This is a genomic window from uncultured Caulobacter sp., from assembly GCF_947036865.1.
GTDB lineage: Bacteria > Pseudomonadota > Alphaproteobacteria > Caulobacterales > Caulobacteraceae > Caulobacter.
On sequence record NZ_CAMQSF010000001.1, the window covers coordinates 292,272 to 317,640 of the forward strand.

Genomic DNA, 25,369 nt, shown 5'->3' on the forward strand with positions numbered 1-25,369 from the left:
GCTCTAGAACTCCTCCCACGCCCCTGGCCGTGAGCTCGGCTGGGTCTTCAGCGCGTTGGCGCCCTGCACATAACGCTGGCGGAAGCTTTCGCGGGTCGGGGCGGCGGCCGGACGCGAGACGGGCGCGGCCGGCCGACGCTCGACCCGGGCCGGCATCTGGTGAACCACCGCGCCGATTTGGAAGCGGCCGACCAGGCGCTCCAGCTCGGCGGCCTCGTTCGACAGCGCGTGGCTCGCCGCCGCCGACTGCTGGACCATGGCGGCGTTCTGCTGAGTGACCTGATCCATCTGGCCCACGGCCTTGTTCACCTCGGCCAGGCCCACGGCCTGTTCCTTGGCGGAAGCGGCGATCTCGCCGACCAGATCGTTGATTTCGGCGACCTGGGTCAGGATCTGATCCAGGGTCTCGCCCGTCTCGCCGACCAGCTTGACGCCCTTGCCCACCTGCTCGCTCGAGGCGCTGATCAGCCCCTTGATCTCGCGCGCGGCGTCGGCCGAGCGTTGGGCCAGGGCGCGGACTTCCTGGGCGACGACGGCGAACCCGCGTCCCGCGTCGCCGGCGCGCGCGGCCTCGACCCCGGCGTTCAGGGCCAGAAGGTTGGTCTGGAAGGCGATCTCGTCGATCACGCCGATGATCTGGGTGATCGAGCGGGAGGATTTCTCGATGCCGCTCATGGCGCCGACGGCCTCCTTGACCACCACCCCGCTGCGCTCGGCGGCGGCCTTGGCGTTCAGCGTCACCTGGCGCGCGCGCTCGGCGCCCTCGGCGCTGCGTCTCACCGTCGCGGTGATCTGGTCGAGCGCCGCGGCGGTCTGCTCCAGACCCGCGGCCTGGCGTTCGGTCCGTTGCGACAGGTCGTCGGCGGCGGCGCTGATCTCGGCGCAGCCGCCGCGGATGTTGCGCGCGGCGTCGAGAATGCCGGCCATCGTGCTCTGCAGGCGCTCGACGGCGGCGTTGAAGTCTCGCGGCGTCTGGACGTCGTCGCCCTGGAAGGCGTCCTCGCGCATGCGCCAGATCAGGTCGCCCTCGGCCAGGCGTTCCAGCCCCTCGCCGACGACATCGGCGGCGCGCGCCTGGGCGTTGGCGAGGGCCGCGGCCTCCTCGGCCTGGCGACGGTGTTCGGCCTCGGCGGCCGCCCATTGCGCCTCGCGCTGGGCCTTCCGGCGCTCGCCGTCGACCAGGGTCGCGCGGACGCCGTCGAGCGCCCGGGCGACCGCGCCGATCTCGTCGTCGCGCTCGGTCCCGTGGACGACCTGGTCGTACTGGCCGGCGCTCAAGGCCTCGGCCGACCGAGACAGCCCCCCGAGAGGCTTCTTGACCACCACCTTGGCGGCCAGGGCCAAGGCGATCAGCACCACCAGGGTGAAGACGCCCCCGGCCCCCAGCAGGCCGAGCGCCAAGGCGGAGCCGGCCCCCGCCCGCATCGCGACGCCCCCAGCGGCGGCGATCAGCAGAACGCCCATCGTCAAGCCGGTGGCGAGAGTCAGCTTCCGCGCGATGGACGATCGACGGGACATGAAACGGGGTCTCCGGCCTGAAAGACGGCTGTCGACCTTGTCTTTGCGGGCCGATTCCTGAATCGCCCGTTAACCACGTTTCAGGGGCGTCCGAAGCGGACCTTCACCGGCGCGTAGCTGTCCCAGACCTGGCCGTCGCTGACCGAGCGCAGCAGCTTGACGTATTCGGCATGGCTCCAGGCCAGCGGCGTGGCCGAGTCGGTCCCCTCGCCGCGCGTGTAGCCATGGGCGCTGTCGGCGCCGACGCCGTCCCAGACCTGCTCGGGGATCAACAGGCCTTCGTTGGCGAACAGCTCCATGGCCTTGACGTAGGTGTCACGGATCTTCTTGACGGCGGCGGCGTCCGGTTTGCCCGAGAGGCCCGCGAGGGCCAGCTCGTAGTGGCCGCGCTCGCCGGTGAAGATCGGCCACACCCGGCCGCGCTGGCCGGGGCGCATCCGGCCGTCGGCGCCATAGTTGGCGCCGGTCTTGGTGTCCTCGCCGTAGCCGTCGACGCCGTAGCGCCGCCAGCCGGGGAAGGTCCCGCTCACGCCCGGGAAGGTGAACCCGTAGCGAACGCGGTAAAGGTCCTCCATCGACTCGTCGTCCAGCTTCGGCAGGCTGGCGACGATGGCCGGATCGTCGGCGCGGCGCACGCCGTAGCGGACGAGCTCCAGGAACCCCGCGTCCAGCATCTGGTCCTCGGCGACGGCCGGCTGGCCGTTGCGTTCCTCGACCTTGCTCTTGTTGTTCGGGTCCTGATCGCTGTTGAGCCGCAGATAATAGTGACCGTCGCCGAACGCGCCCTTGGTCGTGACCATCCGCGCCTCCACCTTGGACGAATAGTCGTCGGCGGTCTGCCGATAGAGCGCGGCCGAGGCCTTGTCGCCCGCCGCCTCGGCGATGTCGCCCGCCACGACCAGCCCCGCGATCACCGCGGCCGTCGTTGACGGCGAATACCCGCCCTGCTCTTCCCAGCGCTCCTGCTGGGTGAAGGGCGGGGTGATCGTGGCGTGGTTCCAGTCCAGATCGACCTTGCCCCCCTTCACAAGAAAGTCGGCGGCCGGCTTCAGCATCCGGGCGTAATAGGTCTTCAGCTCGGCCTCGGGCAGCCAGCCCAGCTTCCAGAGCTTCCAGCCCAGCATGATCGGCATGGCGGTCTGATCGAGCTGGACGCCGACCCATTCGGGCGTCCCGTCGACATGCGACTTCTGCAGGAACCAGCCGCCGACGCCCTTGTTGCCCGGCGTCTTCGCCCCGACCTGCACCGTCGGCAGATAGCGGAACGCCGCCAGCGGCGTGGCCTTGTCGCCGAGCGCGGCCAGGGCCATCGCGCATTGATAGAAGTCGCGCGGCCAGACGGCCTTGTAGCCGGTCGAGGCCTTGGTCGCGTCGACCGTGTCGCCCCAGGGGTTCGACAGCGAGGCGATCAGGGCGCCGGCGTGGGTGCGGTCCTCCTGGACCTTCAGCATCAGGGCGCTGGCCTGGACCAGCTTGCCGCCATCCTCCGAGGCCGCGCGCAGGCGGGGCAGTTCGGTCAGCGAGGCCAGATAGTCCTCCCAGCCGACCCGCGCGCCCTCGCCGTTGAAGCGGGCGAGCACCTCGCGATAGCCGGTCTTGAGCGTCGCGGCGGCGGCGGCGTCGGCGGCTTTGGCGTTGGGACCGAAACCGATCGCGAAATCGACGGTCGTCTCCTTGGCCACCGAAGGCAGCCGGCCGGTCAGGACGATCGCCCCCTTGGCCGAGGTCGTGGTCGCTTCGACGCCCTGAACCGCGTCGTTGTCCTTCAGCACGCTGGCCGAGGCCTTGACGAACGGTAGGGTCCCCTTCAGGCTCAGAAACGCCTTGCCCTCGTAAGCCGTCAGCGCCGCCCTAGAGGCCGCGCCGGCATCGCCGCCGCCGGTGTTGGCCATGTGCGGCTCCAGCACCAGGATTGGGGTGACCGGCCCCTTCAGCGCCTTGACCGTCACGCGCACGAACAGGCTGTCGCGGTCCGGGTCGGTGAAGATCCGCTTCTCGATCACGAACCGGCCCTGCTTGTCGGTGGTCGTGACCTTGTAGGCCGGCGACAGCGGCCGGCCGGCGGCGTCGACGTGCAGATATTCGATCTTGGAGGTCGTGTCGGTCCCCTCGACCGCCAGCCCGGAGGCGGTCTGGACCGCCACGCGCATCTGCTTGATCTGGGCCTCGTGGATCAGGCCGTACATGGTCTCGGTCAGCACGCCGTCGGCGATCGAGAACCAGACCTTGGACACCGCCCCGGTCTTGCCGCCGGGCTTGTACGCGCCGTCGACATAGGCCTCGTAGGACGCGCCGACGCCGGTCTTAGCCGCGTAGGCCCAGGTGGTCGGCGCGGCGTGCGCGCAGGTCGCGGCGAAGATGGCGGCCGAGGCCAGGGCGATCGGTTTCAGGCTGCGCATGGCGAGACCCTCGTCAAGCTTGAAGGGAGGATGGCGCGCGATCGTCGACCGCGAAGGTCGCCGCCGCGGCGATGGCGAACGCGGCCGCGCCCAGGACCAGCGCGAAGATCGCCTGACCGCCGAAGAAGGTCTTCAGCAGCAGGCCCAGCACGGTCGCGGCCAGCAGCTGCGGCACGACGATGAAGATGTTGAAGACGCCCATATAGACGCCCATCTTCCGCGCCGGCAGCGCGCCGGCCAGGATCGAGTAAGGCGTGGAGAGGATCGAGCTCCAGGCGAAGCCGACGCCGATCATGCCGATCCAGAGCAGCCCCGGCTGGCGGATCAGCAGGAAGGACAAGAGGCCCAGCGCGCCGAGGCCCAGGCACGCGGCGTGGCTGAGTTTCCGGCTGCTGGCGCGCGCCATCAGCGGGATCACCAGCGCCGCCAGGGCCGCCACCCCGTTGTAGACGGCGAACAGCACCCCGACCCAGTCGGCGCCCTCGTTATAGGCCTTAGAGCTGGCGCTGGCGGCATGGAAGTGGACGGCCGCCACCGCGGGCGTCGTGTAGATCCACATGGCGAACAGGCCGAACCACGAAAAGAACTGCACCACCGCCAGCTGGCGCATGGTGCGCGGCATGCGGAACACGTCGGCGAGCACCTCGGAGAAACCGTTGTCGGTGCGGCCGATCCGCTTGTTGCGCGCCCCGACCACGCCCGCGACGCCGAAGCCAAGCAGCATGGCGGCCAGCACATAGAGCTCTTTCTCCAGCCTGGCCGCCCAGACCAGGCCCGCGAGCGCCAAGCCGATGAGCACGCCGGCCACGGCGAGCGCGATATAGGCGTTCACCGAGGGCTCGGGCTCCTCGCGCGGACCGAACCCCAGCGCGACGTGCTCCGCGGCTTCGAAGGCGGAGAGTTGTTCGGGGCTGTATTCCTTGGTCGTGAACACCGTCCACAGCACCGAGATCAGCAGCATCGCGCCGCCGGCGTAGAAGGCGATCTTCACCGAGTCGGGGATCTGGCCGGCCGGCGCGGTGTTGGCCACGTGAAGCCAGTTGGTCAGCATCCACGGCAAGGCCGAGGCCAGCACGGCGCCCAGGCCGATGAAGAAGCTCTGCATCGCGTAACCGGTCGCCCGCTGCTCGTCCGGCAGGTTGTCGCCGACGAAGGCTCGGAACGGCTCCATGGTGATGTTGATCGAGGCGTCCATCAGCCACAGCGCGCCGGCCGCGACCCAAAGGGCGGGCGCGTGGGGCATGATGAAGAGGCCCAGCGTGGTCAGCACCGCGCCCCAGAAGAAGTAAGGCCGCCGGCGACCGAAACGCCCCCAGGTCCGGTCGGAGAGGTGGCCGATGATCGGCTGCACCAGCAGCCCGGTCGCGGGCGCGGCGATCCACAGGATCGCCAGGTGGTTCACATCGACGCCCAGCGTCTGGAAGATCCGGCTGACATTGGCGTTCTGCAGGCCGAAGCCGATCTGGATTCCGAAGAAGCCAAAGCACATGTTCCAGATCTGCAGGAACGTCAGCCTCTGCCTGGCCATGGATCCTCCGCCCGCTCCGACCGCTGGTTGCCCCAGCTGGTTCGCAAATTTTTTCATAGTTGTCGCGAGGCCTATTTGCCCATGCGCCGCTGCGAGATGCAACGCAAATCGCTTTGATTGTGGACGATTTGGTAAGAGGGTTTGCTTTCTTCGCGCAACCTCCCAACAGGATCAGCCCTAGCAGGCTGCGCTATGTTTGCAGTGATTTTCACTCAGATTTTCACCCGGCCCCGTTGCAAAGCCGACCGAACGACGCTTTATGGATCGCTGAAAAATTTGCAGAAATCTTTGCAGCGGGAACGGACTGGGTGAGCAAGGGCGCGACGCGACTGGAGGATCTGGCCAAGCTGGCCGGGGTCTCGATTTCTACCGCCTCGCGCGCGCTCAACGACAGCCCCGCCGTCAACAAGCGCACCAAGCAGCTGATCTGGAAGCTGGCGCGCGAGATGGACTATCCGTTCCGTCGCTACATGCCCGCCGGCCCGATCGGGGCCGAGGCGACGATCGCCATCGTCACCCCCCGCCCCCAGGGCCGCAACGGCGGCATGTCCGACCCGTTCTTCCTGGAGCTGCTGGCCGGCGTCGGCGAGGCGGCGCGCGAGCGCGACTGCGACGTGATCCTCAGCCACATCGCCCCGACCAATTTCGAGGATCTGTCGGCGGCCATGACCACCAGCCGCGCCGAGGGCGTCATCTTCCTGGGACAAAGCTCGCTGCACGCGGCCTTCAACCGGCTGGCCGAGACCGAGAACCGCTTCGTGGTCTGGGGCGCGCAACTGCCGGACCAGAACTACTGCTCGGTCGGCTCCGACAACGTCATGGGCGGCCGCCGCGCCACGCTGCACCTGCAGCGGCTGGGGCGCCGGCGCATCGTCTTCCTCGGCGACACCGAGGCGCCGGAGGCCATGCAACGCCACCGGGGCTATCTGGACGCCCTCGAGCACGCCAAGCTCGGCGTCGATCCGGAGCTGATCGTCCCCGCCCACTTCGAGGTCGAGTCGGCCGAGTCCGCGCTCGACTCGCTGATTCACCACGGCGTGAAGTTCGACGGCGTCGTGGCGGCCTCCGACCTGATCGCCTTGGGCGCCATCCGGGCGCTCAAGCACGCCGGACTGTCGGTGCCGGGCGATGTGTCGGTGATGGGCTTCGACAACGTGCCGTTCAGCCGCTACGCCAGCCCGGCCCTCTCGACGATCGCGCAGGACACGGCCAAGGCCGGCCGGCTGATGGTCTCCAAGCTGCTCGACAGCGGCGAACGCGCCAGCCGCTCGGAGCGCGTGCCGACGGATTTGATCATCCGGGAGAGCTGCGGGGGGTGATGTCACCGTAAACCCAAGCCGCCTTCCTCGCCCTTGTGGCGAGGCCCCATGGCGGCGCGAACTTCGGCGCTTCGGGCGACCGCCAAGAACGGCTCCGCTCAGGCCATCGCAGCATGGATTGAACAATGGATCCTGGGCACAAGGCCCAGGACGGCAGCGCAATGGAAAGCGCTTCGGGATTATTCCCGCCGCGCCACCAGCCCCGCGCATACCGGCATCTCCCCCGGCGCGCCCAGGTTCACCCCGTCGACCCTCACCCAGCCCTCCGGCAGCGACCACGCCGCCGGCTCAAAGCCCAGGTTGAACGCCAGCAGCACCGCGTCGGCGCCCTCCCCGCGCTGGAAGATCAGCAGCGGGCTGTTGGTGTCGACGAAGCTGATCGCGCCGGTGCGCAGCGCCGGATAGGCCTTGCGCAGGGCGATCAGGCGGCGGGCCACGTGCAGGGTCGAGGCCGGGTCCGCCTCCTGGGCGTCGACGGCCAGCGGAAGATGCTCGGGATCGACCGGCAGCCACGGCTCGACGACCGAGAAGCCCGCGTTCGGCGCGTGGGCGATCCATGGCATCGGCGTGCGGGCGCCGTCTCGCCCCAGGGTCTGAGGCCAGTTGGCGATGGCCTCGGGGTCCTGAAGGCGCTCGAACGGGACGTCGGCCTGCGGCAGGCCCAGCTCCTCGCCCTGGTAGACGAAGACATTGCCGCGCAGCCCCATCAGCAGCAGCAGGCACATCTCGGCGAAGGCCTTGCGGTCGCGGCCTTCGGCCCAGCGCGAGACGGCGCGCGGGGCGTCGTGGTTCGAGAAAGTCCAGGACGGCCAGCCCTCGCCATCCTCGCCGGGCCAGCGGGCGGCGCTGTCCAGCACCATGTCCGCCGCCAGCCGGTCGGCATAGAGATAGACGAAGCCATAGGCGCTGTTCAGCCGTTCCTCGCCAGCCGTGAACAGCTTCATCTCGCGCTCGGCATGATCGCCGCCGACCTCGGCCACCGAGAACCGGCCGCCGCTGGCGTCGGTCAGCGCGCGGATCCGGCCGAGGAACTTCGGGATGTCGGCGTGGCTCTGGTTGAAGATCTTGTCCTGGAAGTCGAAGGGCCGCGTGCGCTTACCGCCCGGCGGCAGCGGCGGATTGTCGGTGAAGGCCGGGTCGTGCATCGAGAAGTTGATGGCGTCGAAGCGGAAGCCGTCGACGCCCTTGTCGATCCAGAACTGGGTGACCGCCAGCAGCGCGTCTTGAACCGCGGGATTGTGCAGGTTCAGCTGCGGCTGGCTGCTGAGGAAGTTGTGCATGTAGTACTGGCCGCGCCGGGCGTCCCAGGTCCAGGCGGGACCGCCGAACACCGACTGCCAGTTGCTGGGCGGGCTGCCGTCGGGCTTGGCGTCGGCCCAGACGAACCAGTCGGCCTTGGCGTTGTCACGGCTGGCCCGGCTCTCGGCGAACCAGGGATGCTCCTCGGAGGTGTGGGAGAACACCAGGTCGATGATGATCTTCAGGCCCAGCGCATGCGCCTTGGCGATCAGGGCGTCGAAGTCGGCCAGGGTCCCGAAGATGGGATCGACGTCGCGATAGTCCGAGACGTCGTAGCCGAAGTCCTTCATCGGCGAGCGGAAGAACGGCGACAGCCACACGCCGTCGACGCCCAGCGAGGCGATATGCTCGAGATGGGCGGTGATGCCCGGCAGGTCGCCGACGCCGTCGCCATTGGAGTCGGCGAAGCTGCGCGGATAGACCTGATAGATCACCGCGCCGCGCCACCATTCGGCGTTCATCGCGGTCTCCGCGTCGGGTCGAACCAGAACCTGCAGTGTCACTATCGTCCCTCGGAAACGCAAATCATGTAGTCGAGCGGCTTGAGCTCGATGGTATAGCTGCCCGGCGCCGCCGCCGTCCCGGCGCAAGCGCCGCGCAGCGATCGCCAAGCCGCCGAGCTCGCCTCGACCGGAATGTTAGCCTTCAAGGTCTGGTCGCCGGTGTTGAACACCGCCAGCACCTCGGTCTTGTCCAGAAGGCGTGAGAACGCCAGCAGGCCCGGCTTGTCGCCCGCCACGCGCGTCACCTGCCGGCCCTCGCGAAGGGCGGGCGTCACGCGCCTCAGCTTGGCCAGCTCGGCGATGCGGCCGTAGAGCGGGGCGTCCGTCCGGAACGCCGACCGCGGGCCCCTGGCCGAGGACCCGATCAGGCGGTTGTCGTTGTAGCTGGGGACCTGGCTTTCGAACATGTCCTCGCGGCTGTCGGCGTAGTCGCCGTCGCCGGTAAAGCCTTGCTCGTCGCCATAATAGATCGTGGGAACGCCGCGCGCGGTCAGCATGATGGCGTTGGCCAAGGTCACCCTGGCCAGCAGTTCGTCGTCGGAGATCGCCGGCTTGGCCTTGAGCATGAACCAGCCGATGCGGCCCATGTCGTGGTTGCCGAGGAAGGTCGGCAGCTGAGCCGCGCCCTCTTCCCCGCCTTCGTAGTCCGGATCGGCGGCGAAGACGCGCGCCAAGCGGTCGGTCCCCGCGCGCCCGATCGCGACGTCGGTCACCGCCGCCTGGAAGGCGAAATCCAGCACCGCCGGCAGCTTGTCGCGGCGGGTATGGCTGGCCAGGATCGCGGGATCGGGGTCGAAGACCTCGCCGAAGATGTGGAAGTTCGGGATCCCCCTGGCCTTGGCCCGCGCCAGCATGGCTGGAACGAAGGCCCGCCAGAACTCCGGGTTCACGTGACGGGCCGTATCGATGCGGAAGCCGTCGACGCCGAAATCGTCGATCCACTGGCCGTAGATCGCGATGAAGCCGGCCGCCACGCGGGGGTTTTCCGTGAAGACGTCGTCCAGCGTGTCGAAGTCGCCGGTCAGCGAGCTCTCGCCCGCGAACGTGCTGTTGCCGCGGTTGTGGTAGTAGATGGGGTCGTTGAGCCAGTCGGGCTTCTTGACGTGTTCCTGACCGGCCGGGACATAGGGCGTATAGGCCCAGTCGGGGCGCGTCAGCTTGCTGAAATCCTTGCCGTCGAACCCGTCGTTGATCGGCGCGCCCGCCACGCCGCCTCGGCGGACATAGGGGTAGTCTGCGACGCTTCGATAGGGGCACGGCCCCTCGGGACATTCCTTGTACCGGATCACGTCCGCCGTGTGGTTGACCACGATGTCCATATAGACCTTCAGGCCCCGCGCGTGAGCCGCGTCGACCAGGGCCTTGAAGTCGGCCCTGGTCCCCGAAGTGCGGATCGACATCGGTGAAGTCGGTGATCCAGTAGCCGTGGTGCGCCGCCGACTCGTGGCCCGGCGGGCCTTGTACCGGACGGTTCTTGAAGATCGGCGCCAGCCAGATCGCCGTCGCCCCAAGACCCTGGATATAGTCCAGCCGGCGGGTCACGCCCTTGAGGTCGCCGCCGTGATAGAAGCCCGCCCGCGTCGGATCGAAGCCGTCGACCAGCGGTCCCGCCGCCGGGCCGCCGTGATCATTGGTCGCGTCGCCATTCTCGAAGCGATCGGGCAACAGGAAGTAGATGACCTCGTCGCGTGGCTGACGCAGGCGGTAGGCGCCGGGCTCGGCCTTCGCCGTCGCGCCCCCGGCCAGCGCGGCCAGGGCGGTCACGGCCAGCAACGTTCGTCGCCAAGGCGCCAAGGCCCGCATAGCTCCCTCCCCCGTGAGCGACCCGTCTCGACCGCCGCTGCAATTCTTTGCAAGAATTTGCAGAAGCCGGGACACCCTGTCAATCGCCTCTCTTTATGCGGTTTGCAGGAGATTGACCGAGCCGAACCCGCCGATCAGTGGCGCACGGAAGCCACACAAGGCCCTCTTCCGCCCCATCGCGGACGGCCCTGTCGTCAATTTGCAATTTTTTGGGTTGATTACCGCGCGTTAATTTGCGGTAATTTGCACAACGGCCCGATCGCAGACTCCAACAGCGCAGAGCCGGACAGGGAGGGAGACTTCATGACCACCGCATTTTCGCGCCGTCGCGCCTGGCTGATGGCCGGCGGGGCCACGGGCCTGGCGCTGGCCTTCGCCATGACGGGCGCGGCCCAAGCCCAGACCAAGACCGCCGCCGCCACGGACGACTCCAAGGTCGAGGAGATCGTCGTCACCGGTATTCGCCGCGGCATCGAGGGCGCCATCTCGCTGAAGAAGAGCTCGACCTCGATCGTCGAAGCGGTTTCGGCCGAGGACATCGGCAAGCTGCCCGACGTGTCGATCGCCGAGTCGCTGGCGCGCCTGCCGGGCCTGACCGCCCAGCGCCTGGACGGCCGCGGGCAAGTGATCTCGATCCGGGGCCTGGCGCCGGACTTCACCACCGCCCTGCTGAACGGCCGCGAGCAAGTCACCACCGGCGACAACCGCGGCGTCGAGTTCGACCAGTACCCGTCAGAGCTGCTCAGCGCCGTGGTGGTCTACAAGACCCCGGACGCGGGCCTGATCGGCCAGGGCCTGGCCGGCACCGCCGACATGCGCACCGTCCGTCCGCTAGCGTTCGGCAAGCGCGCCCTGGCGATCGGCGCGCGCTACGAGTGGAACGACATCGGCGCCCTGAACGCCGGCACCAAGGCGCACGGCAACCGCCTGTCGATCTCGTACATCGATCAGTTCATGGACGGTAAGCTGGGCCTGGCGCTCGGCTACGCCCACCTGGAGTCGCCGTATCAAGCCGAGCGGTGGAACGCCTGGGGCTATCCCACCGACTCGGCCGGCAACCTGGTGATCGGCGGCGCCAAGCCGTACGTGCAGTCCAGCATGCTCAAGCGCGACGGCTTCATGGGCGTCGTCGAGTACGCGCCGACCGACAAGGTCAGCACCTCGCTGGACGTCTTCTATTCGACCTTCAAGAACCACCAGATCCAGCGCGGCATCGAACTGCCGCTGGTGTGGGGCGGCGTGCCGCTGACCAACGCCAAGGCCTCGGGCGGATTCGTCACCAGCGGCGCCTTCAACGGCGTCAAGGGCGTGGTCCGCAACGACGGCAACGATCGCGACGCCGACATCTGGTCGGTGGGCTGGAACACCAAGTACCACGTCGGCGACGCCTGGACCCTGATGAGCGACCTGTCCTGGTCGCGGGTCAAGCGCACCGACCAGGTTCTGGAATCGTATTCGGGCACGGGCCGGGCCGGCGTGGGCGCGACCGACAACATGACCTTCACGATCGACGAGAACGGCAAGGCGATCTTCAAGTCGACGCTGAACTACGCCGATCCCAGCCTGATCAAGCTGACCAGCCCGCAAGGCTGGGGCGGCGACATCATCACCGGCGGTCAGGACGGCTATCTGAACCAGCCGCGTATCCAGGACGAGCTGAAGGCCGTCCGCCTGTCGGCCCAGCGCGCGCTGGACAGCGGGCTGTCGAGCGTGGAGGCCGGCTTCAACTACAGCGAACGCACCAAGGGCCTGGTCAATGACGAATGGTTCCTGCGCGCCAAGGGCTCGCCGGCCAGCGTCTCCATCCCCTCGTCGGCGATCGTCGGCAACACCTCGCTGGCCTTCATCGGGCTGGGCAACATGGTCAGCTACGACCCGTTCGCCCTGGTCGCCAGCGGCGCCTATGACCTGGTCCGCAACCCGAACGCCGACGTGCTGGTCAAGAGCTGGAACGTCACCGAAAAGGTCGCGGTCGGCTATCTGAAGGCCAATATCGACGCCGCCATGGGCGACGTGCCGGTCACCGGCAACTTCGGCTTCGAGATCGTCCGCACCGACCAGAGCTCGACCGCCCTGGGCGCCAGCGGCACCGGCACGGGCGTGGTCCGCACCACCCTGTCCGGCGGCAAGGTCTATACGGACTTCTTGCCGAGCGTGAACCTGCAGTTCCACCTGCCGGCCGAGCAAAGCCTGCGCCTGGCGGTCGCCCGCACCCTGGCCCGTCCGCGGATGGACCAGATGCGCGCCAGCAAGACCTTCAGCTACGACCAGTCCAAGGCCGGCAACACCAACGTCAACTTCTCGGCCTGGAGCGGTTCCGGCGGCAATCCGGAGCTCGAGCCCTGGCGCGCCGACGCCTATGACGTGTCGTACGAAAAGTACTTCGGTCGTCAGGCCTACATCTCGCTGGCCGCGTTCTACAAGGACCTGAAGACCTACGTGTACGACCAGAGCGTCGTGTTCGACTTCACCGGCTTCCCGATCGGCGGCGGCCCGACCCCGGCCACGCGCCTGGGCCTGGTGACCACGCCGCAGAACGGCAAGGGCGGCAGCCTGAAGGGCCTGGAGTTCGCCGCCTCGATGCCCGGCGCGCTGCTGACCCCGGCTCTGGACGGCTTCGGCGCCACCTTCAGCGCCTCGTACACCAAGAGCTCGATCCAGCCGAACCCGGGCGATCCGCGTCAGCCGATCCCAGGCCTGTCCCGGAACGTGGCCAACCTGACCGTCTATTACGAGAAGAACGGCTTCTCGTTCCGGGTCAGTGACCGCTATCGCTCCAAGTTCCTGGGCGAGGTCACCGGCTTCGGCAACGGCCGCAACTACCGGATGGTCAAGGGCGAGTCGGTGGTCGACAGCCAGATCGGCTACACGTTCGACAAGGGTCCGATGGCCGGCCTCTCGGTCCTGGCCCAGGTCAACAACCTGACCGACGAGCCGTTCACCACCTTCCAGAACAACGACGAGCGGCAGGTCATCGACTACCAGCGCTACGGCCGCACGTACCTGATCGGCCTGAACTACAAGTTCTAAGCCGCGCCTAGCCTTCCCCGAAGCCTTGAGCGCCCCTGTCGGACCTGCCCGACAGGGGCTCTTTTTTGGCCTAAGGGTAGGACAGGGAGACAGGCATGGACGATCCACGCATCAAGACGGTGGTGATCGTCGGCGGCGGGACCGCCGGTTGGATGGCCGCCGCCCTGCTGGCCAAGACCTTCGGCCGCGCCCTCGACATCCGCCTGATCGAATCCGACGAGATCGGCACGGTCGGCGTCGGCGAGGCGACCATCCCGGCCATCAAGCTGTTCAACGCCACGCTGGGTCTCGACGAGGACGCCTTCGTCCGCGAGACCCAGGGCTCGTTCAAGCTCGGCATCGAGTTCGTCGACTGGGGCCGGGTGGGCGAGCGCTATCTGCACGCGTTCGGCGGGATCGGGGTGGATCTGGGGATCACCGACTTCCACCAGTTCTGGCTGCGGCATCGGCAGGCGGGCGGAGCGAGCGACCTCTGGGACTATTCGCTGAACGCGGCGGCGGCGAAGGCCAACCGGTTCGGGCGCTTGCCCCGCGTGGGCGACACGCGGCTGCAGGGCCTGGCCTACGCGTTCCACTTCGACGCCGGCCTCTATGCCCGCTTCCTGCGAACCTTCGCCGAAGGCCTGGGCGTGGCCCGGATCGAGGGCAAGATCGCCCGCGCCGCGCTGCGCGAGCCGGACGGCTTCGTCGACAGCGTCGTGCTGGAGCGCGGCGAGACCGTCGCCGGCGACCTCTTCATCGACTGCTCGGGCTTCCGAGGCCTGCTGATCGAGGAGACGCTCGAGACCGGCTATGAAGACTGGTCGCGCTGGCTGCCCTGCGACCGAGCCCTGGCCGTTCCCAGCGCGCGAACCGAACCGCTGCTGCCCTACACCCGCGCCACCGCCGACCGGGCCGGCTGGCGCTGGCGCATCCCCCTGCAACACCGCACCGGCAACGGCCATGTCTATTGCAGCCGCTATGTCACCGACGACGAGGCGACCGCCGCCCTGCTGGCCGGGCTGGACGGCGAGCCGCTGGCCGAGCCGCGCCCGCTGAAGTTCGTGACCGGGCGCCGCAAGCGCTTCTGGAACCGTAACGTCGTCGCCATCGGCCTGGCGTCGGGCTTCATGGAGCCGCTGGAGAGCACCAGTATCCACCTGATCCAATCGGGCCTGGCGCGGCTGGTCTCGATGTTTCCCGACAAGCATTTCGACGCCGCCGTCGTCGAGGCCTACAACCGCCAGACGGCGCTGGAATACGAGCGCGTCCGCGACTTCATCGTGCTGCACTACAAGGCCACGCGGCGCGCCGCCACGCCGTTCTGGCGCCACTGCGCGGCCATGCCGATCCCCGAGACGCTGGCGCGCAAGATCGCCCTGTTCCAGAGCGCCGGCCAGCTGCTGCGCGAGGACCAGGACCTGTTCCTGGAGCTCTCGTGGCTGCAGGTGCTGATCGGCCAGGGCGTCGTCCCGCGCGGTCGCCACCCGCTGGCCGACGGGATCAGCGACGCGCAGCTGGACGGCTTCCTGGCGGACCTGCGCACGCTCATCGACGACGCCGTGGCGCCCCTGCCCGACCACGCCGCCTTCATCGCCCGAACCCGCGCGGCGCGCTGACCTTCAAGCTCTTTTCAGAATTGCGCCGGATAGTGCGCGCTATCTGGGGAGCGCATCGCGATGACGACCAACACCATCCGACTGGCCGTGCTGCTGGCGAGCGCCGGCCTCCTGGCCGCTTGCGCGACGCGCGAGGACGTCGCCCTGCTGCGTCAGCCGCCGATGCCGCCCCGCGCCGTGGCGGTGGCCTCTCCGGCCCGCCCGTTCTATCGCAACGTCGCCGTCCAGGCGGTGGAGGGCGCGCCCGAAAGCGGCCTGTTCAACACTCGCCCCACCCGCGCCGAGGTGCTGGACAGCCTGACCGACCATCTGCGCCGCGCCGACATGCTGGCCCCCAGCCGCCTGGACGCCGAATACGTGCTGTACGCCGACTTCGACGACCTGCGCGGCCCCAATGTCTGGCCGGGCGCCGACAAGCTGGCGTCTGCCCGCGTCACCTTCCGCCTGGTGCGTTGGCGCACGGGCCAGGTGGTGCGCGAGAAGACGGTCGACGCCTCGTACGAGTCCCGCTGGACCGGCCTGACGTCCGGCGTGGCGGGCGCTCGCGAGACCTCGGCCCGGCAGGAGGTCTCGACCGATTTCGGCGGCGGCGAACGCGCCCGCGCCGCGACGCGGGGCCTGATGGACCTGGCCTTCGACATGTTCATGGGCGAACTGGGCCGCGATGGCGCGGCGGTCTACAAGACCGCGGTGTCGTGCGCCGCCCTGAACGGCGGCGCCGATCGCGGCCCTTATCTTGCCGAAACGGCGACGGCCTATGGCGTCGACTGCCCCGGCGCGCGACACAACACCGCGCGGACGGCCCGCGCCTACCCCTCGCGGTTCTAAGCCGTCGTCACAGCTTCTCCACCCGCTCGGCGGCCCGGCGCTTGACCACCCGGAACAGCAGCGGCAACAGCTCCCAGCTGAACGCCCCGATGGCGAAGCCGAACAGATAGGCCTCGCGCAGCGGCGTCCACGGGATCAGCGGCAGCGCCGCCCGGACGAAGAAGCCGGCCAGGATCACGGCCGAGGCCGTCGCGCAGGCCAGCCGCACCGTCAGCTCGCGCGGGCTCGCCCCGCCCAGCGCGCCGAACTGCACCAGGCCGTAGACGGCCACGCCGCCCAGCGCGCCCACGATCGCGCGCAGGCGATCGGGATCGATGTCCATCACGGCCTCCTCAGCCCGGGATCTTGGGATGACGGCGTCAGCACGTCCCGCTTCGCGTTCGCGACGGCGCCGGAACGTCCCCGCCGTTAAGAAATGTGCCTGCGAGGCGCGGAAGAGTCGATTGGGCGCGGAGGGGTGTGCGTCCGCGTTTGACGTGGACTCTAAAGCAAACTTAGACTGCGGCCGCGAACGAGAACAAAAGCAGAACTCGTTAGGGCTCTGCGCACAGTGGAAGCGCTAAGCGGTTGTCTCTGAAAGCTTCTGGCGGGTGGTAGGCCTGGAGGGACTCGAACCCCCAACCAGACCGTTATGAGCGGTCGGCTCTAACCATTGAGCTACAGGCCCGCGCGGACACGGATGAACGTGCGGCGAGCGGGCGGATTAGCATGAGCCGAACGCGGCTTAAAGCTCCGGTTCAGGTAGAGCCTGTCACGAAGGATCCATAGCGCTCCGGCGACGCTTTAACCGCGCCGGCCGCTCCTGGAGAAAGACATGACCCGCACCGCTCGCCATCCCGCCATCATCCCCGCCCTGATCGGCGGGGCGCTGCTGCTGGGCGCCGCCGCCCCGGCCCTGGCCCAGACCGACGGCGACGCCGCCTTCAAGGCAACCACCTTCAGCCTGTCGGCCTTCGGCGAGACCCGCGTCGCGCCGGACATGGCCACGATCACCCTCGGCGTCGAGACCAGCGCCGCCACCGCCGGCGAGGCCCTGAAGGCCAACGGCGCGCGGATGAACCAGGTGATGGCCGCGCTGAAGAAGGCCGGCATCGCCGAGCGCGACATCCAGACCTCGAACCTGAACCTGAACGCCCAGTACGCCTATGAGCAGAACCAGCCGCCGAAGCTGACTGGCTACCAGGCCAGCAACCAGGTGACGATCACGGTCCGCGACCTGACCCGGCTGGGCGCGACGGTCGACGCCACCGTCGGGGCCGGGGCCAATACCGTCAACGGGATCAGCTTCGGCCTCGCCAATCCGCAAGCCGCCGAGGACGCCGCGCGGCTGGCGGCGGTCAAGGCTCTGCAGGCCAAGGCCGAGCTCTATGGCCGCGCCACCGGCTACAAGGCGGTGCGGCTGGTCAATTTGAGCGAAGGCGGCGGCTACGCGCCCGTCTCGCCCCCCGTGCCGATGATGGCCTTCGCCAAGCGCGAGGCGGCCGACGCCACCAGCGTCTCGGCCGGCGAACTGAAGGTGCGGGTGGACGTCAACGCGGTGTACGAGGCGGCGAAGTAGCGGGCCGCGCCCTCGCCCTTCGACAAGCTCGGGGTGAGGGCGTCACCTCAGTCGGTTCAGTCGAAAACCTCACCCTGAGCCTGTCGAAGGGCGAGGTTTTCGCGCTTTAGAACCCGGCCTTCTCGAAGGCGCGTTCGACGCGTTCGCCGATCTCGCGGCCCGGCAGGGCCTTGTCGCCTTCCATGACCGCCACATAGGTCAGCTGGCGACCCGGCTTGCCGGGGCTGGTCGGGACCGGGCCCACGGCCCAGCCGACGGTGTTGGCCGCGGCGGCCGGGCTGGCGCAGCTGAGGAAGCGGGCCGGCTTGCCCAGATTGGCCTTCAGCACCGCCTCGGCCGTGGTCTGGCCGCCCTCGCAGGACGGCAGCTCGCGGGCGCAGGTGATATAGCCGCCGGCGCGCCAGGCCAGGCGGCCCTGGGCGTCGGCGATCATCACGCAGGTCGAGGGCGAGCCGATCTGACGCCCCACGGCCTGAGCCAGGGCGTCCTCGTCGACCCCTTCGGGCAGCTTGGCCGAGCAGGCGGCGAGGCCCGCGGCGGCGAACGCGACGAGGGCCAGGCGCCGGATCATGCCTCAGGCCGCCGTCTTGATCTGGTTGCCCGCGTCCAGCAGCACGACCGTCGGGGCGTAGTTGCGCGCCTCCTCGGCCGGCATCTGGCAGTAGGTCACGACGATGACGAGGTCGTTCTTCTGCACCAGGCGCGCGGCCGCGCCGTTGACGCCGATCACCTTGGAGCCGCGCGGGGCCTCGATGGCGTAGGTGGTGAACCGCGCGCCGTTGGTGATGTTCAGCACGTCCACCTGCTCGTTCGGCAGGATGCCCGAGGCGTCCAGCAGGTCGCGGTCGATGGCGATCGAGCCTTCGTAGTCGAGATCGGCCTGGGTCACCGTGGCGCGGTGCAGCTTGGCCTTCAGCATCGTGAGCAGCATGGCGGGAAACCTATCCCCTGAACGAAAAGAGAGGTCTTCGGGGCCGCCACACACAAGGCCTCGAGAACAAGGTCCCGCCATATAGCGACGAACCGGTCGCCATTCAATCGCACCGCAGCATGGGACAAAGGTTAACAGCGCGGCCTTTCCGCGTTAAGGTTTGACCGAACGCGGTTCTGTGGGGGGAATGTCATGCGTGATGGAAGACGCTGGGTGACGACGGCCGCCGTCGTCGCCGTGATCGCGGGCGCGGCGCTTATTTCCAAGGGCGAGGCTCAGACGCCGCCGGGCGCGCCGCCCTTTCGGTTCGGGATCGCGGCCGTGGTGGCTCGGCCCCGGATCACGGTGGAATGGCAGGCGGCGGTCGGCGGCCTTCGCCAGTCGGCCAATGTCGGCGAGAGCCTGGCCGCCAATCTTGACCGCGCCCAGGTCGACGCGACCGCCGTGCCGATCCTGCTGCCGCGGGATCCGAAGCTGACCGCTGGCGCCCGGCTCTATAGCTTCGGCGACTACTACACGATCACGGCCAATACGGCGGGCGGCCGGGTGTCGCTGAGCGGAACCACGGCCACCGTGCCGCTGCCGGCGGCCAAGCCGCTGAAGGTCGAGACGGGGCCGGAAGGCTTGACGGTGCAGCGCACGGTCGATGGGCAACTGGCCAGCTTCGTGCGCTTCGGGGTGCTCTATACGGTCGAGATCCGCTGCGACGCGCCCGGCGACCCGCGGTGCCACGACGACAACTACGTGCTGGGCCTGGTCGGCAAGACCACGGCCGTCGTGATGGGCAAGGCCGCGCGGCAAGCCGCCGGCCTGGGGGGCTGATCATGCGCGTCTCTCCGATCCCGCTGATCGCCGTCCTGCTGCTGGCCCCGCTGGCCGGCTGCGACGACACGACCAAGCCGCCGCCCGCCGGCGAGGCGCCCAAGCCGCCCTCGCCCGAGCCCGGTCCGCCCAAGGCCGACGACGCGCCCGCCGACGGCGGCGCCGAGCAGCCGGCCAGCGAGCCGATCCCGCCCAGCCCCGATCCCGCCGCCCAGCCGGCCGATCCGCCGGGGCCGACCTCGGCGAGCTTCGATCACGCCCCCGCCGGCGCCATCCCGCCCGGACAGGGTCCCGGCTATCTGGACCGCACCGTCTGGTCGCCGAACATGTGCTGGCCTCTGGCAGAGGCGGGTTTTCCGAACTCGCAGGTCTATGGCCCGGGCGGCGGCAGCGGCCCGGCCGGCCATCCCAACCAGTGCGACAGCCTGAATTACAGCCTGCCCTGGCATGACACCTTCTGCGAGGCGCGCTCGCGCTCGAACCCGCTGTGCGCCGGCTCTGGCACGGGCCACCAGGGTCAGGACATTCGCCCCGCCACCTGCAAGAAGAACGAGCACTGGGCCGTGGCCGCCGAGGCCGGGACGATCACCGACATCGGGACCTATACCGTGACGCTCGTGGCCAAGGCCGCGCCCCACTACACCTACCGTTATCTGCACATGCAGATGTCGACCTTGGCGGTGAAGGAAGGCGATCAGGTCGCCAGGGGCCAGAACCTCGGCAAGGTGTCGAACGACTTCGGCGGCACGCCGACGACGATCCACCTGCACTTCGAGCTGCGGGCCGGGGTCTCGGGCATGACCACCGACGGCAAGCCGGTGACCCTGCACACCTTCCTGCCGCCCTATCTCAGCCTGGCCGAGGCCTATCAGCGCAAGCTGAACGGCCAGACCTGCGGCTGAAGCGGCGGCTCTAGCGTGAGCGGCTTCGGCGGCTAGCACGCTCTAAATGTTTGAAAGCGAGCCTGTTTGTCTGTTTCGATTCCATTCGAAGCAGACAGGCTCTAGGCGGTTTGGGCCTTCAGGAAGGCGGCCATGTCGGCCAGCAGCGTGGACTTGCCCCGGAACGGCCGCGACAGGGCCAGCACCGTCCCGGCGTGATCGAGACCGGGATAGTGCCGCTCCTCGACGGTCACGCCCTTGTCGCGCAGCACGGCGGCCAGCTTGCGGGTGTTGCGCGGATAGACCGTGGTGTCCTTGTCGCCCGTCGCCAGGAAGGCCGCCGGCGCGTCGGCGCGGGCGAAGTTGACCGGCTGGGTGGCCGCGAGGTCGGGGGCGTCGCCAAAGGTCTGCTGGGTCACCGGCCCCTTCAGCGGCAGGAAATCATAAGGCCCCGAAAGACCGGCAAAGGCGCGGATGACCTTGGGATCGACCCCGGCGGCCCGCAGGTAGCGCGGGTCCAGCGCCAGCATGGCGGCGTTGTAGGCGCCAGCGGAGTGCCCGATCAGCACGATCCGGCGCGGATCGCCGCCCAGGCCGGCGGCGTGATCGACCGCCCACCGCACCGCCCGCGCGCAGTCGTCGAGGAAGGCGGGGAACTTGACCTCCGGATAAAGCCGATAGTCGGGCGCCAGGGTCAGGAAGCCCTGGGCCGCGATCGCCCGGGCCGCCCAGCCGTAGTCCTCGCGCCGCCCGCTGTTCCAGGACCCGCCGTAGAGGAACACGGCGACCGGCGCGGGTCCCTTGGCGACCGGGGGCGCGTAGATGTCGAGACCGCCGCGCGGGCCGTCGGCGTAGCGCGCGCCGCGCCCTTCCCGGCGGGCGGCGTCCTTGGGCGTGAGGGTGGCGAACACCGACAGGGGCGAGCAGGCCGCCGTCAGGGTCGACGCCAGGGCGATCAGACCCGCGCGCCGGCTCAACGAACGCTCCGCCATGTGTCGTTCTCCATCGCCTTCACGGGACAGGGTACGGTCGCGACCGCGGCCTGGATGCTCACGGCCGTCCCTCGACCAACTTGCCAATGACGTCGAGATAGGTCGCGAAGGCTTCACGACCGGCGTCGGTGAGCGAAACGCGCGTCAGCGGCTTTCGGCCGACGAAGCTTTTTTCGATCGCCACATAGCCGGCGGCCTCCAGCTTGCGCAGATGGATCGAGAGGTTGCCGTCGGTCAGGGCCAGCTTGGCCTTCAGCGTGGTGAAGTCGGCGGCCTCGGCGCCGGACAGGAAGGCCATGATCCCCAGGCGCGCGCGCCCGTGGATGACCTCGTCCAACCGCTCGATCTCGAAGTCGCCGGCCAACGGCGTCAGGTCCCCGCCGCCGCCCGCCGCATCAGCGCGAGCCCGGGCAGGAAGGCCAGCAGGAACAGCGCCGCCGCGTAGGCCAGCCAGATGAGCGGACTGGTCGCCAGCATGGCCAGCGCCACGGCGCTGGCGAAGGCGCCGAGCGCGACCGCGCGGATCCAGGCGATCTTGGTCACCGAGGCGCTGACCCACCAGGCCGCGCCGTACAGCACCAGCACGATCGTCGGGGTAAAGCCGATCAGCACCCAGGTCTGGGCCCGCCAGCTGGCGAGGCCAAGCGCGGCGAACAGCGCGACGCAGCCGATGGCGACGCCGGTCCAGGCGTCGCGGTTGACGCGCGCGCCGGCCGGCGTCGTCCGCGCGCCGATCCGGCGCTTGATCGCGACGGTCAGGATGGTGTGCAGCACGATGGCGCTTAGCCAGAGCGCCGGCAGCCAGACCGGAGAGACGGCGACGCGCTCCGTCAGCACCAGCCACTGGCCGAGACTGGCCAGGCCGAAGATCGCGCCGGCGGCGGCCAGGATCGAGCCCCCGGTCAGCGGCGCGCTCCGGCCGTCCTCGGCGAGGGCGCGCAGGAACGCGAGATCGTCACGGAGGGCCTTCACGTCGTCGGTCATGCGAATCCCCGGTTCGAGACCGGCCGACTTTGCGACGTAAAGCGCTCCGGGCCTAGAGCTTGTACTGACCGCTTTCGATCTTGCCGTACAGAGCCTTGGTGATCTTCACATAGCCCTTGCCCGGATCGCGGAAATAGAGCGGATCCTTGGTGCGCGTCGGATCGAAGCCGTCGGTGACCAGATCGATCTTGCGGTACTTGAAGGTGCCGGTGGTCTCGATCGCCTTCTGCAGCCGCACGAACAGCGGGCGGGCGTAGCTTGGCAGGTGCTGATCGACGTGCTGGCCGAAAGCCTCCATGTCGAAGTCGTCTTCGGTGACCAGGGCCGCCATGCCGGCCTTGCCGTCCAGGTCGCCGACCTTGACGCCGTAGACATTGACCTCCTGCACGCCCTCGAAGCCCGCCAGTCGCTCGGCCACCTCGCTGGTGGCGACGTTCTCGCCCTTCCAGCGGAACGTGTCGCCGATCCGATCGACGAAATAGATGTAGCCGTCGCGGTCGACGCGCATCAGGTCGCCGGTGCGGAACCAGGCGTCGCCCTTTTCGAAGACGTCGTGCAGCACCTTCTTCTCGGTGGCGGCCTTGTCCGCATAGCCGACGAAATTGGAGCGGGCGTCGCCGCCGATATGGCCGATGCACTCGCCGACCTCGCCCGCCGCGGCTTCGATGCAGCGGCCGTCGGGGCTTCGGACCGGCATCTCGGCCTCGACGTCGAACTTGACGATCCGGAAGTTGAACTTGCTGCGCAGATAGCCCGGGATCCGCCCGATCGCGCCGCGTTTGCCGTCGAAGTTGAAGAACGAGACGTTGCCCTCGGTCGCGCCGTAGAACTCCAGCACGCCGCCGACCTTGAACCGGTCCAGCATCTGGTCCCAGACATCAGGCCGCAGGCCGTTGCCGAAGATCAGGCGGATCTTGTGCGCCCGGTCGAACTCGCCGTCGGGCTGGTTGGCCAGATAGCGGCACAGTTCGCCGATATAGACGAACATGGTGCAGTTCTCCTTGACCACGTCCGGCCAGAAATGGGTCACCGAGAACTTCTTGCGCAGCACCACCGAGGCGCCGTTCAGCAGGGCCGCGCCCATGGCGCAAAGGCCGCCGGTGGCGTGGTAGAGCGGCAGGGTCACATATATGCGGTCGCTCTGGTTGGCGCCGGTCGAGCCGGCGAAGCCGCGCATGTAGAGCTGGGCGCGCATGTGGGTGATCCGCGCGGCCTTGGGCAGGCCGGTCGTGCCGCTGGTGTAGATATAGAGGGCGGTGTCCTTGGCGGTGAGCCCGTCGCGCGCGGTCTCGCGGTCGGGGCGCAGCTGGCTGCAGCTCTTCAGCGCCTTGACCAGATCCCGCTGGTCGCCATGCACCGGGCCCAGCACCCACTGCTGCATATGCCGCTCGAGCAGGCCCTTGACCTCTTCGAAACAGGGCGAGGTTTCCGCGTCGACGATGCAGTGCATGGCCTGGGAGATGTTCAGGCAGTGCGCCAGGGCCGCGCCGGTCAACTGGTTGTTGATCAGGGCCGTGGCGACGCCGACCTTGGTCAGGCCGTACCAGATGGCCAGGTAGTCGAGCCGGTTGGGCATGAACAGCGCCACGGTCTGGCCGCGCGTCAGGCCCAAGCCCTTGGCCCAGTGGGCGTAGCGGTTGGCGATGGCGTCGAGCTCGGCATAGGTGACGGTCTTGCCCTCGAACGAGATCGCCGGACGATCGCGCCACTTGTCGACCGCCGCTTCCAGATCGTCGCAGATCAGGTTGGCGCTGTCGGGAGCGATGGACTTCACCCGCTTCAGCGTCCGGGACAGTCCCTTCAGGAACCGGATTTCCCGTTTGATCTTTTGACGCAGACGCATTCGGCTCTCCCTTCAAACAACCATTGGAGAGCGCCGCGCGACGGGTCAAGCCGCCGCGCGCTGCAATGCAAAAGCTATCGACGTTCGATCAAATCGCGCCTTGTCGGCGCGGCGCCGACACCGCCGAAAGCGGCCCCTCGACCTAGCCGGCGGCGAGGCGACGCTGGTCGTCGCGGGCGGCCTTAAGCTTCTCGGCCACCAGGAACGCCAGCTCCAGCGCCTGCTCGCCGTTCAACCGCGGGTCGCAGTGGGTGTGGTAGCGATCGGCGAGTTCGGTCTCGGAGACCGCCCGCGCGCCGCCCAGGCACTCGGTGACGTTCTGGCCGGTCATCTCCAGGTGAACGCCGCCAGGGTGCACGCCCTCGGCCTGGGCGATCTCCACGAAGCTCTTCACCTCGGACAGGATCCGGTCGAACGGGCGGGTCTTGTAGCCGGTCGAGGCCTTCAGCGTATTGCCGTGCATCGGGTCCGTCGCCCAGACCACCGAGCGGCCCGCGCTCTTGGTGGCGCGCATCAGGCGCGGCAGGCGGTCGGCGATCTTGTCCGAGCCGAAGCGACCGTAGAGCGTCAGGCGGCCCGGCTCGTTGTTGGGGTTCAGCGCGTCGATCAGGCGCAGCAGGTCGTCGCCCTCCATGGTCGGACCGCACTTCAGGCCGATCGGGTTCTTCACGCCACGCATGAACTCGACATGGGCGCCGTCCAGCTGGCGGGTGCGCTCGCCGATCCACAGCAGGTGGGCGCTGGTGTCGTACCAGTCGCCCGAGGTGCTATCGACGCGGGTCATGGCTTCCTCGAAGCCCAGCAGCAGGGCCTCGTGGCTGGTGAAGAACTCGACGCGGCGCAGATCGGGCTGGGTGTCGGGCGTCACGCCGACCGCCGACATGAAGGTCAGCGCCTCGGAGATCTTCTCCGACAGCTCGCGGTAACGCGCGCCCTGCGGGCTGTCGCCGACGAAGCCCAGGGTCCAGCGGTGGATGTTGTAGAGGTCGGCATAGCCGCCGCTGGCGAAGGCCCGCAGCAGGTTCAGCGTCGCGGCCGACTGGCCATAGGCCTTCAGCAGGCGGTCCGGGTCCGGGACCCGCTCGGCCTCGTTGAAGTCCATGCCGTTGATGATGTCGCCGCGATAGGACGGCAGGGTCACGTCGCCCTGGACCTCGGTCGGCTCCGAGCGCGGCTTGGCGAACTGGCCGGCGATGCGGCCGACCTTCACCACGGGCTTGCCGCCGGCGAAGGTCAGCACCACCGCCATCTGCAGGATCAGGCGGAAGGTGTCGCGGATGTTGTCCGCGTGGAACTCCTTGAAGCTCTCGGCGCAGTCGCCGCCCTGCAGCAGGAAGGCCCGGCCCTCGGCCACGTCGCCGAGCAGGCTCTTCAGCCGGCGCGCCTCGCCCGCGAAGACCAGAGGCGGCATCTGGCGCAGCGTGTTCTCGACCCGCTCCACGGCGCCCATGTCCGGATAGTCGGTGGGCATGTGCTTGGCGGGCTTGGCTCTCCAGGCGGCGGGGGTCCAGCGGGCGGTCATGATCATAGCTC

Annotated in this window: 17 protein-coding genes, 1 tRNA gene and 3 pseudogenes; 7 read left to right on the forward strand and 14 right to left on the reverse strand. The window is 68.8% G+C overall.

Annotation, left to right across the window (positions count from 1 at the left end; genetic code table 11):
• Positions 1-3 precede the first annotated feature (3 nt).
• The 3 genes and pseudogenes from Q0V34_RS01440 to Q0V34_RS01450 all read right to left on the reverse strand — a co-directional run.
• Positions 4-1,377: pseudogene (locus tag Q0V34_RS01440) on the reverse strand (methyl-accepting chemotaxis protein); the annotation flags it as partial.
• Positions 1,378-1,598: 221 nt separating this feature from the next.
• Positions 1,599-3,917, reverse strand: a complete 2,319-nt coding sequence (locus tag Q0V34_RS01445) for a glucan 1,4-alpha-glucosidase (RefSeq protein WP_297506750.1) — start codon at positions 3,915-3,917, stop codon at positions 1,599-1,601.
• Positions 3,918-3,930: 13 nt separating this feature from the next.
• Positions 3,931-5,445: an MFS transporter gene (locus tag Q0V34_RS01450; protein ID WP_297506752.1), complete on the reverse strand. Its 1,515-nt coding sequence runs from the start codon at positions 5,443-5,445 to the stop codon at positions 3,931-3,933.
• Positions 5,446-5,678: 233 nt separating this feature from the next.
• On the opposite strand from Q0V34_RS01450, the gene Q0V34_RS01455 reads away from it, so the two are divergent.
• Positions 5,679-6,764 carry a LacI family DNA-binding transcriptional regulator gene (locus tag Q0V34_RS01455; protein WP_297506754.1) on the forward strand — a complete coding sequence of 362 codons (1,086 nt, stop codon included), beginning with the start codon at positions 5,679-5,681 and terminating at the stop codon, positions 6,762-6,764.
• Between the two features lie 179 nt (positions 6,765-6,943).
• Here the strand turns inward: Q0V34_RS01455 and Q0V34_RS01460 are convergent, their stop codons facing one another.
• Both Q0V34_RS01460 and Q0V34_RS01465 read right to left on the reverse strand, forming a co-directional pair.
• On the reverse strand, positions 6,944-8,587 hold the full coding sequence (locus Q0V34_RS01460; protein ID WP_297506756.1) for an alpha-amylase family glycosyl hydrolase: 1,644 nt from the start codon (positions 8,585-8,587) through the stop codon (positions 6,944-6,946).
• A pseudogene (locus tag Q0V34_RS01465) lies at positions 8,566-10,369 on the reverse strand (alpha-amylase family glycosyl hydrolase). Before Q0V34_RS01465 ends, Q0V34_RS01460 begins: the two are co-directional and overlap by 22 nt.
• A gap of 303 nt (positions 10,370-10,672) precedes the next feature.
• Here Q0V34_RS01465 and Q0V34_RS01470 point away from each other — a divergent pair.
• The 3 genes from Q0V34_RS01470 (at position 10,673) to Q0V34_RS01480 (ending at position 15,825) form a co-directional block, all read left to right on the forward strand.
• Positions 10,673-13,399, forward strand: a complete 2,727-nt coding sequence (locus tag Q0V34_RS01470; RefSeq protein WP_297506758.1) for a TonB-dependent receptor — start codon at positions 10,673-10,675, stop codon at positions 13,397-13,399.
• 95 nt (positions 13,400-13,494) lie between these two features.
• A complete protein-coding gene (locus Q0V34_RS01475; protein ID WP_297506760.1) occupies positions 13,495-14,997 on the forward strand; it encodes a tryptophan halogenase family protein in 1,503 nt (500 codons plus the stop codon).
• Between the two features lie 60 nt (positions 14,998-15,057).
• On the forward strand, positions 15,058-15,825 hold the full coding sequence (locus Q0V34_RS01480) for a hypothetical protein (RefSeq protein ID WP_297506762.1): 768 nt from the start codon (positions 15,058-15,060) through the stop codon (positions 15,823-15,825).
• A gap of 100 nt (positions 15,826-15,925) precedes the next feature.
• Here Q0V34_RS01480 and Q0V34_RS01485 read toward each other — a convergent pair.
• Positions 15,926-16,147: pseudogene (locus Q0V34_RS01485) on the reverse strand (hypothetical protein); the annotation flags it as partial.
• A 269-nt stretch (positions 16,148-16,416) separates the two neighbouring features.
• Positions 16,417-16,492, reverse strand: a tRNA-Ile gene (locus tag Q0V34_RS01490).
• Positions 16,493-16,639: 147 nt separating this feature from the next.
• On the opposite strand from Q0V34_RS01490, the gene Q0V34_RS01495 reads away from it, so the two are divergent.
• Positions 16,640-17,383 carry an SIMPL domain-containing protein gene (locus tag Q0V34_RS01495; protein WP_297506764.1) on the forward strand — a complete coding sequence of 248 codons (744 nt, stop codon included), beginning with the start codon at positions 16,640-16,642 and terminating at the stop codon, positions 17,381-17,383.
• Between the two features lie 106 nt (positions 17,384-17,489).
• Here Q0V34_RS01495 and Q0V34_RS01500 read toward each other — a convergent pair whose 3' ends face one another.
• Together Q0V34_RS01500 and panD are read right to left on the reverse strand one after the other, a co-directional pair.
• A complete protein-coding gene (locus tag Q0V34_RS01500) occupies positions 17,490-17,954 on the reverse strand; it encodes a hypothetical protein (protein WP_297506766.1) in 465 nt (154 codons plus the stop codon).
• 3 nt (positions 17,955-17,957) lie between these two features.
• Positions 17,958-18,314, reverse strand: coding sequence for an aspartate 1-decarboxylase (gene panD / locus Q0V34_RS01505; RefSeq protein WP_297506768.1), 357 nt, complete (start codon positions 18,312-18,314; stop codon positions 17,958-17,960).
• Positions 18,315-18,506: 192 nt separating this feature from the next.
• Between panD and Q0V34_RS01510 the strand changes: the two genes are divergently transcribed.
• Positions 18,507-19,136 carry a hypothetical protein gene (locus Q0V34_RS01510; RefSeq protein WP_297506770.1) on the forward strand — a complete coding sequence of 210 codons (630 nt, stop codon included), beginning with the start codon at positions 18,507-18,509 and terminating at the stop codon, positions 19,134-19,136.
• Between the two features lie 2 nt (positions 19,137-19,138).
• Positions 19,139-20,038 carry a M23 family metallopeptidase gene (locus Q0V34_RS01515; protein WP_297506772.1) on the forward strand — a complete coding sequence of 300 codons (900 nt, stop codon included), beginning with the start codon at positions 19,139-19,141 and terminating at the stop codon, positions 20,036-20,038.
• A 101-nt stretch (positions 20,039-20,139) separates the two neighbouring features.
• Here the strand turns inward: Q0V34_RS01515 and Q0V34_RS01520 are convergent, their stop codons facing one another.
• The 5 genes from Q0V34_RS01520 to Q0V34_RS01540 form a co-directional block, all read right to left on the reverse strand.
• Positions 20,140-21,009, reverse strand: coding sequence for an alpha/beta hydrolase (locus Q0V34_RS01520; RefSeq protein WP_297506773.1), 870 nt, complete (start codon positions 21,007-21,009; stop codon positions 20,140-20,142).
• A 58-nt stretch (positions 21,010-21,067) separates the two neighbouring features.
• On the reverse strand, positions 21,068-21,373 hold the full coding sequence (locus Q0V34_RS01525) for a transcriptional regulator (protein ID WP_297506775.1): 306 nt from the start codon (positions 21,371-21,373) through the stop codon (positions 21,068-21,070).
• A 5-nt stretch (positions 21,374-21,378) separates the two neighbouring features.
• Positions 21,379-21,993, reverse strand: coding sequence for a hypothetical protein (locus tag Q0V34_RS01530; protein WP_297506778.1), 615 nt, complete (start codon positions 21,991-21,993; stop codon positions 21,379-21,381).
• Positions 21,994-22,045: 52 nt separating this feature from the next.
• Positions 22,046-23,836: a long-chain-acyl-CoA synthetase gene (locus Q0V34_RS01535; RefSeq protein ID WP_297506780.1), complete on the reverse strand. Its 1,791-nt coding sequence runs from the start codon at positions 23,834-23,836 to the stop codon at positions 22,046-22,048.
• Between the two features lie 142 nt (positions 23,837-23,978).
• Positions 23,979-25,358: a class II 3-deoxy-7-phosphoheptulonate synthase gene (locus Q0V34_RS01540; RefSeq protein ID WP_297506782.1), complete on the reverse strand. Its 1,380-nt coding sequence runs from the start codon at positions 25,356-25,358 to the stop codon at positions 23,979-23,981.
• Positions 25,359-25,369 lie beyond the last annotated feature (11 nt).

What these genes read in the sequence shown, in the direction of transcription:
- Q0V34_RS01515 (WP_297506772.1), top strand. Translation starts at nt 19,139, where the DNA reads ATGCGCGTCTCTCCGATCCCGCTGATCGCCGTCCTGCTGCTGGCCCCG.
- Q0V34_RS01450 (WP_297506752.1), bottom strand. Translation starts at nt 5,445, where the DNA reads ATGGCCAGGCAGAGGCTGACGTTCCTGCAGATCTGGAACATGTGCTTT.
- Q0V34_RS01500 (WP_297506766.1), bottom strand. Translation starts at nt 17,954, where the DNA reads ATGATCCGGCGCCTGGCCCTCGTCGCGTTCGCCGCCGCGGGCCTCGCC.
- panD (WP_297506768.1), bottom strand. Translation starts at nt 18,314, where the DNA reads ATGCTGCTCACGATGCTGAAGGCCAAGCTGCACCGCGCCACGGTGACC.
- Q0V34_RS01480 (WP_297506762.1), top strand. Translation starts at nt 15,058, where the DNA reads ATGACGACCAACACCATCCGACTGGCCGTGCTGCTGGCGAGCGCCGGC.
- Q0V34_RS01510 (WP_297506770.1), top strand. Translation starts at nt 18,507, where the DNA reads ATGCGTGATGGAAGACGCTGGGTGACGACGGCCGCCGTCGTCGCCGTG.
- Q0V34_RS01530 (WP_297506778.1), bottom strand. Translation starts at nt 21,993, where the DNA reads ATGACCGACGACGTGAAGGCCCTCCGTGACGATCTCGCGTTCCTGCGC.
- Q0V34_RS01520 (WP_297506773.1), bottom strand. Translation starts at nt 21,009, where the DNA reads ATGGCGGAGCGTTCGTTGAGCCGGCGCGCGGGTCTGATCGCCCTGGCG.
- Q0V34_RS01495 (WP_297506764.1), top strand. Translation starts at nt 16,640, where the DNA reads ATGACCCGCACCGCTCGCCATCCCGCCATCATCCCCGCCCTGATCGGC.
- Q0V34_RS01540 (WP_297506782.1), bottom strand. Translation starts at nt 25,358, where the DNA reads ATGACCGCCCGCTGGACCCCCGCCGCCTGGAGAGCCAAGCCCGCCAAG.
- Q0V34_RS01470 (WP_297506758.1), top strand. Translation starts at nt 10,673, where the DNA reads ATGACCACCGCATTTTCGCGCCGTCGCGCCTGGCTGATGGCCGGCGGG.
- Q0V34_RS01535 (WP_297506780.1), bottom strand. Translation starts at nt 23,836, where the DNA reads ATGCGTCTGCGTCAAAAGATCAAACGGGAAATCCGGTTCCTGAAGGGA.
- Q0V34_RS01445 (WP_297506750.1), bottom strand. Translation starts at nt 3,917, where the DNA reads ATGCGCAGCCTGAAACCGATCGCCCTGGCCTCGGCCGCCATCTTCGCC.
- Q0V34_RS01475 (WP_297506760.1), top strand. Translation starts at nt 13,495, where the DNA reads ATGGACGATCCACGCATCAAGACGGTGGTGATCGTCGGCGGCGGGACC.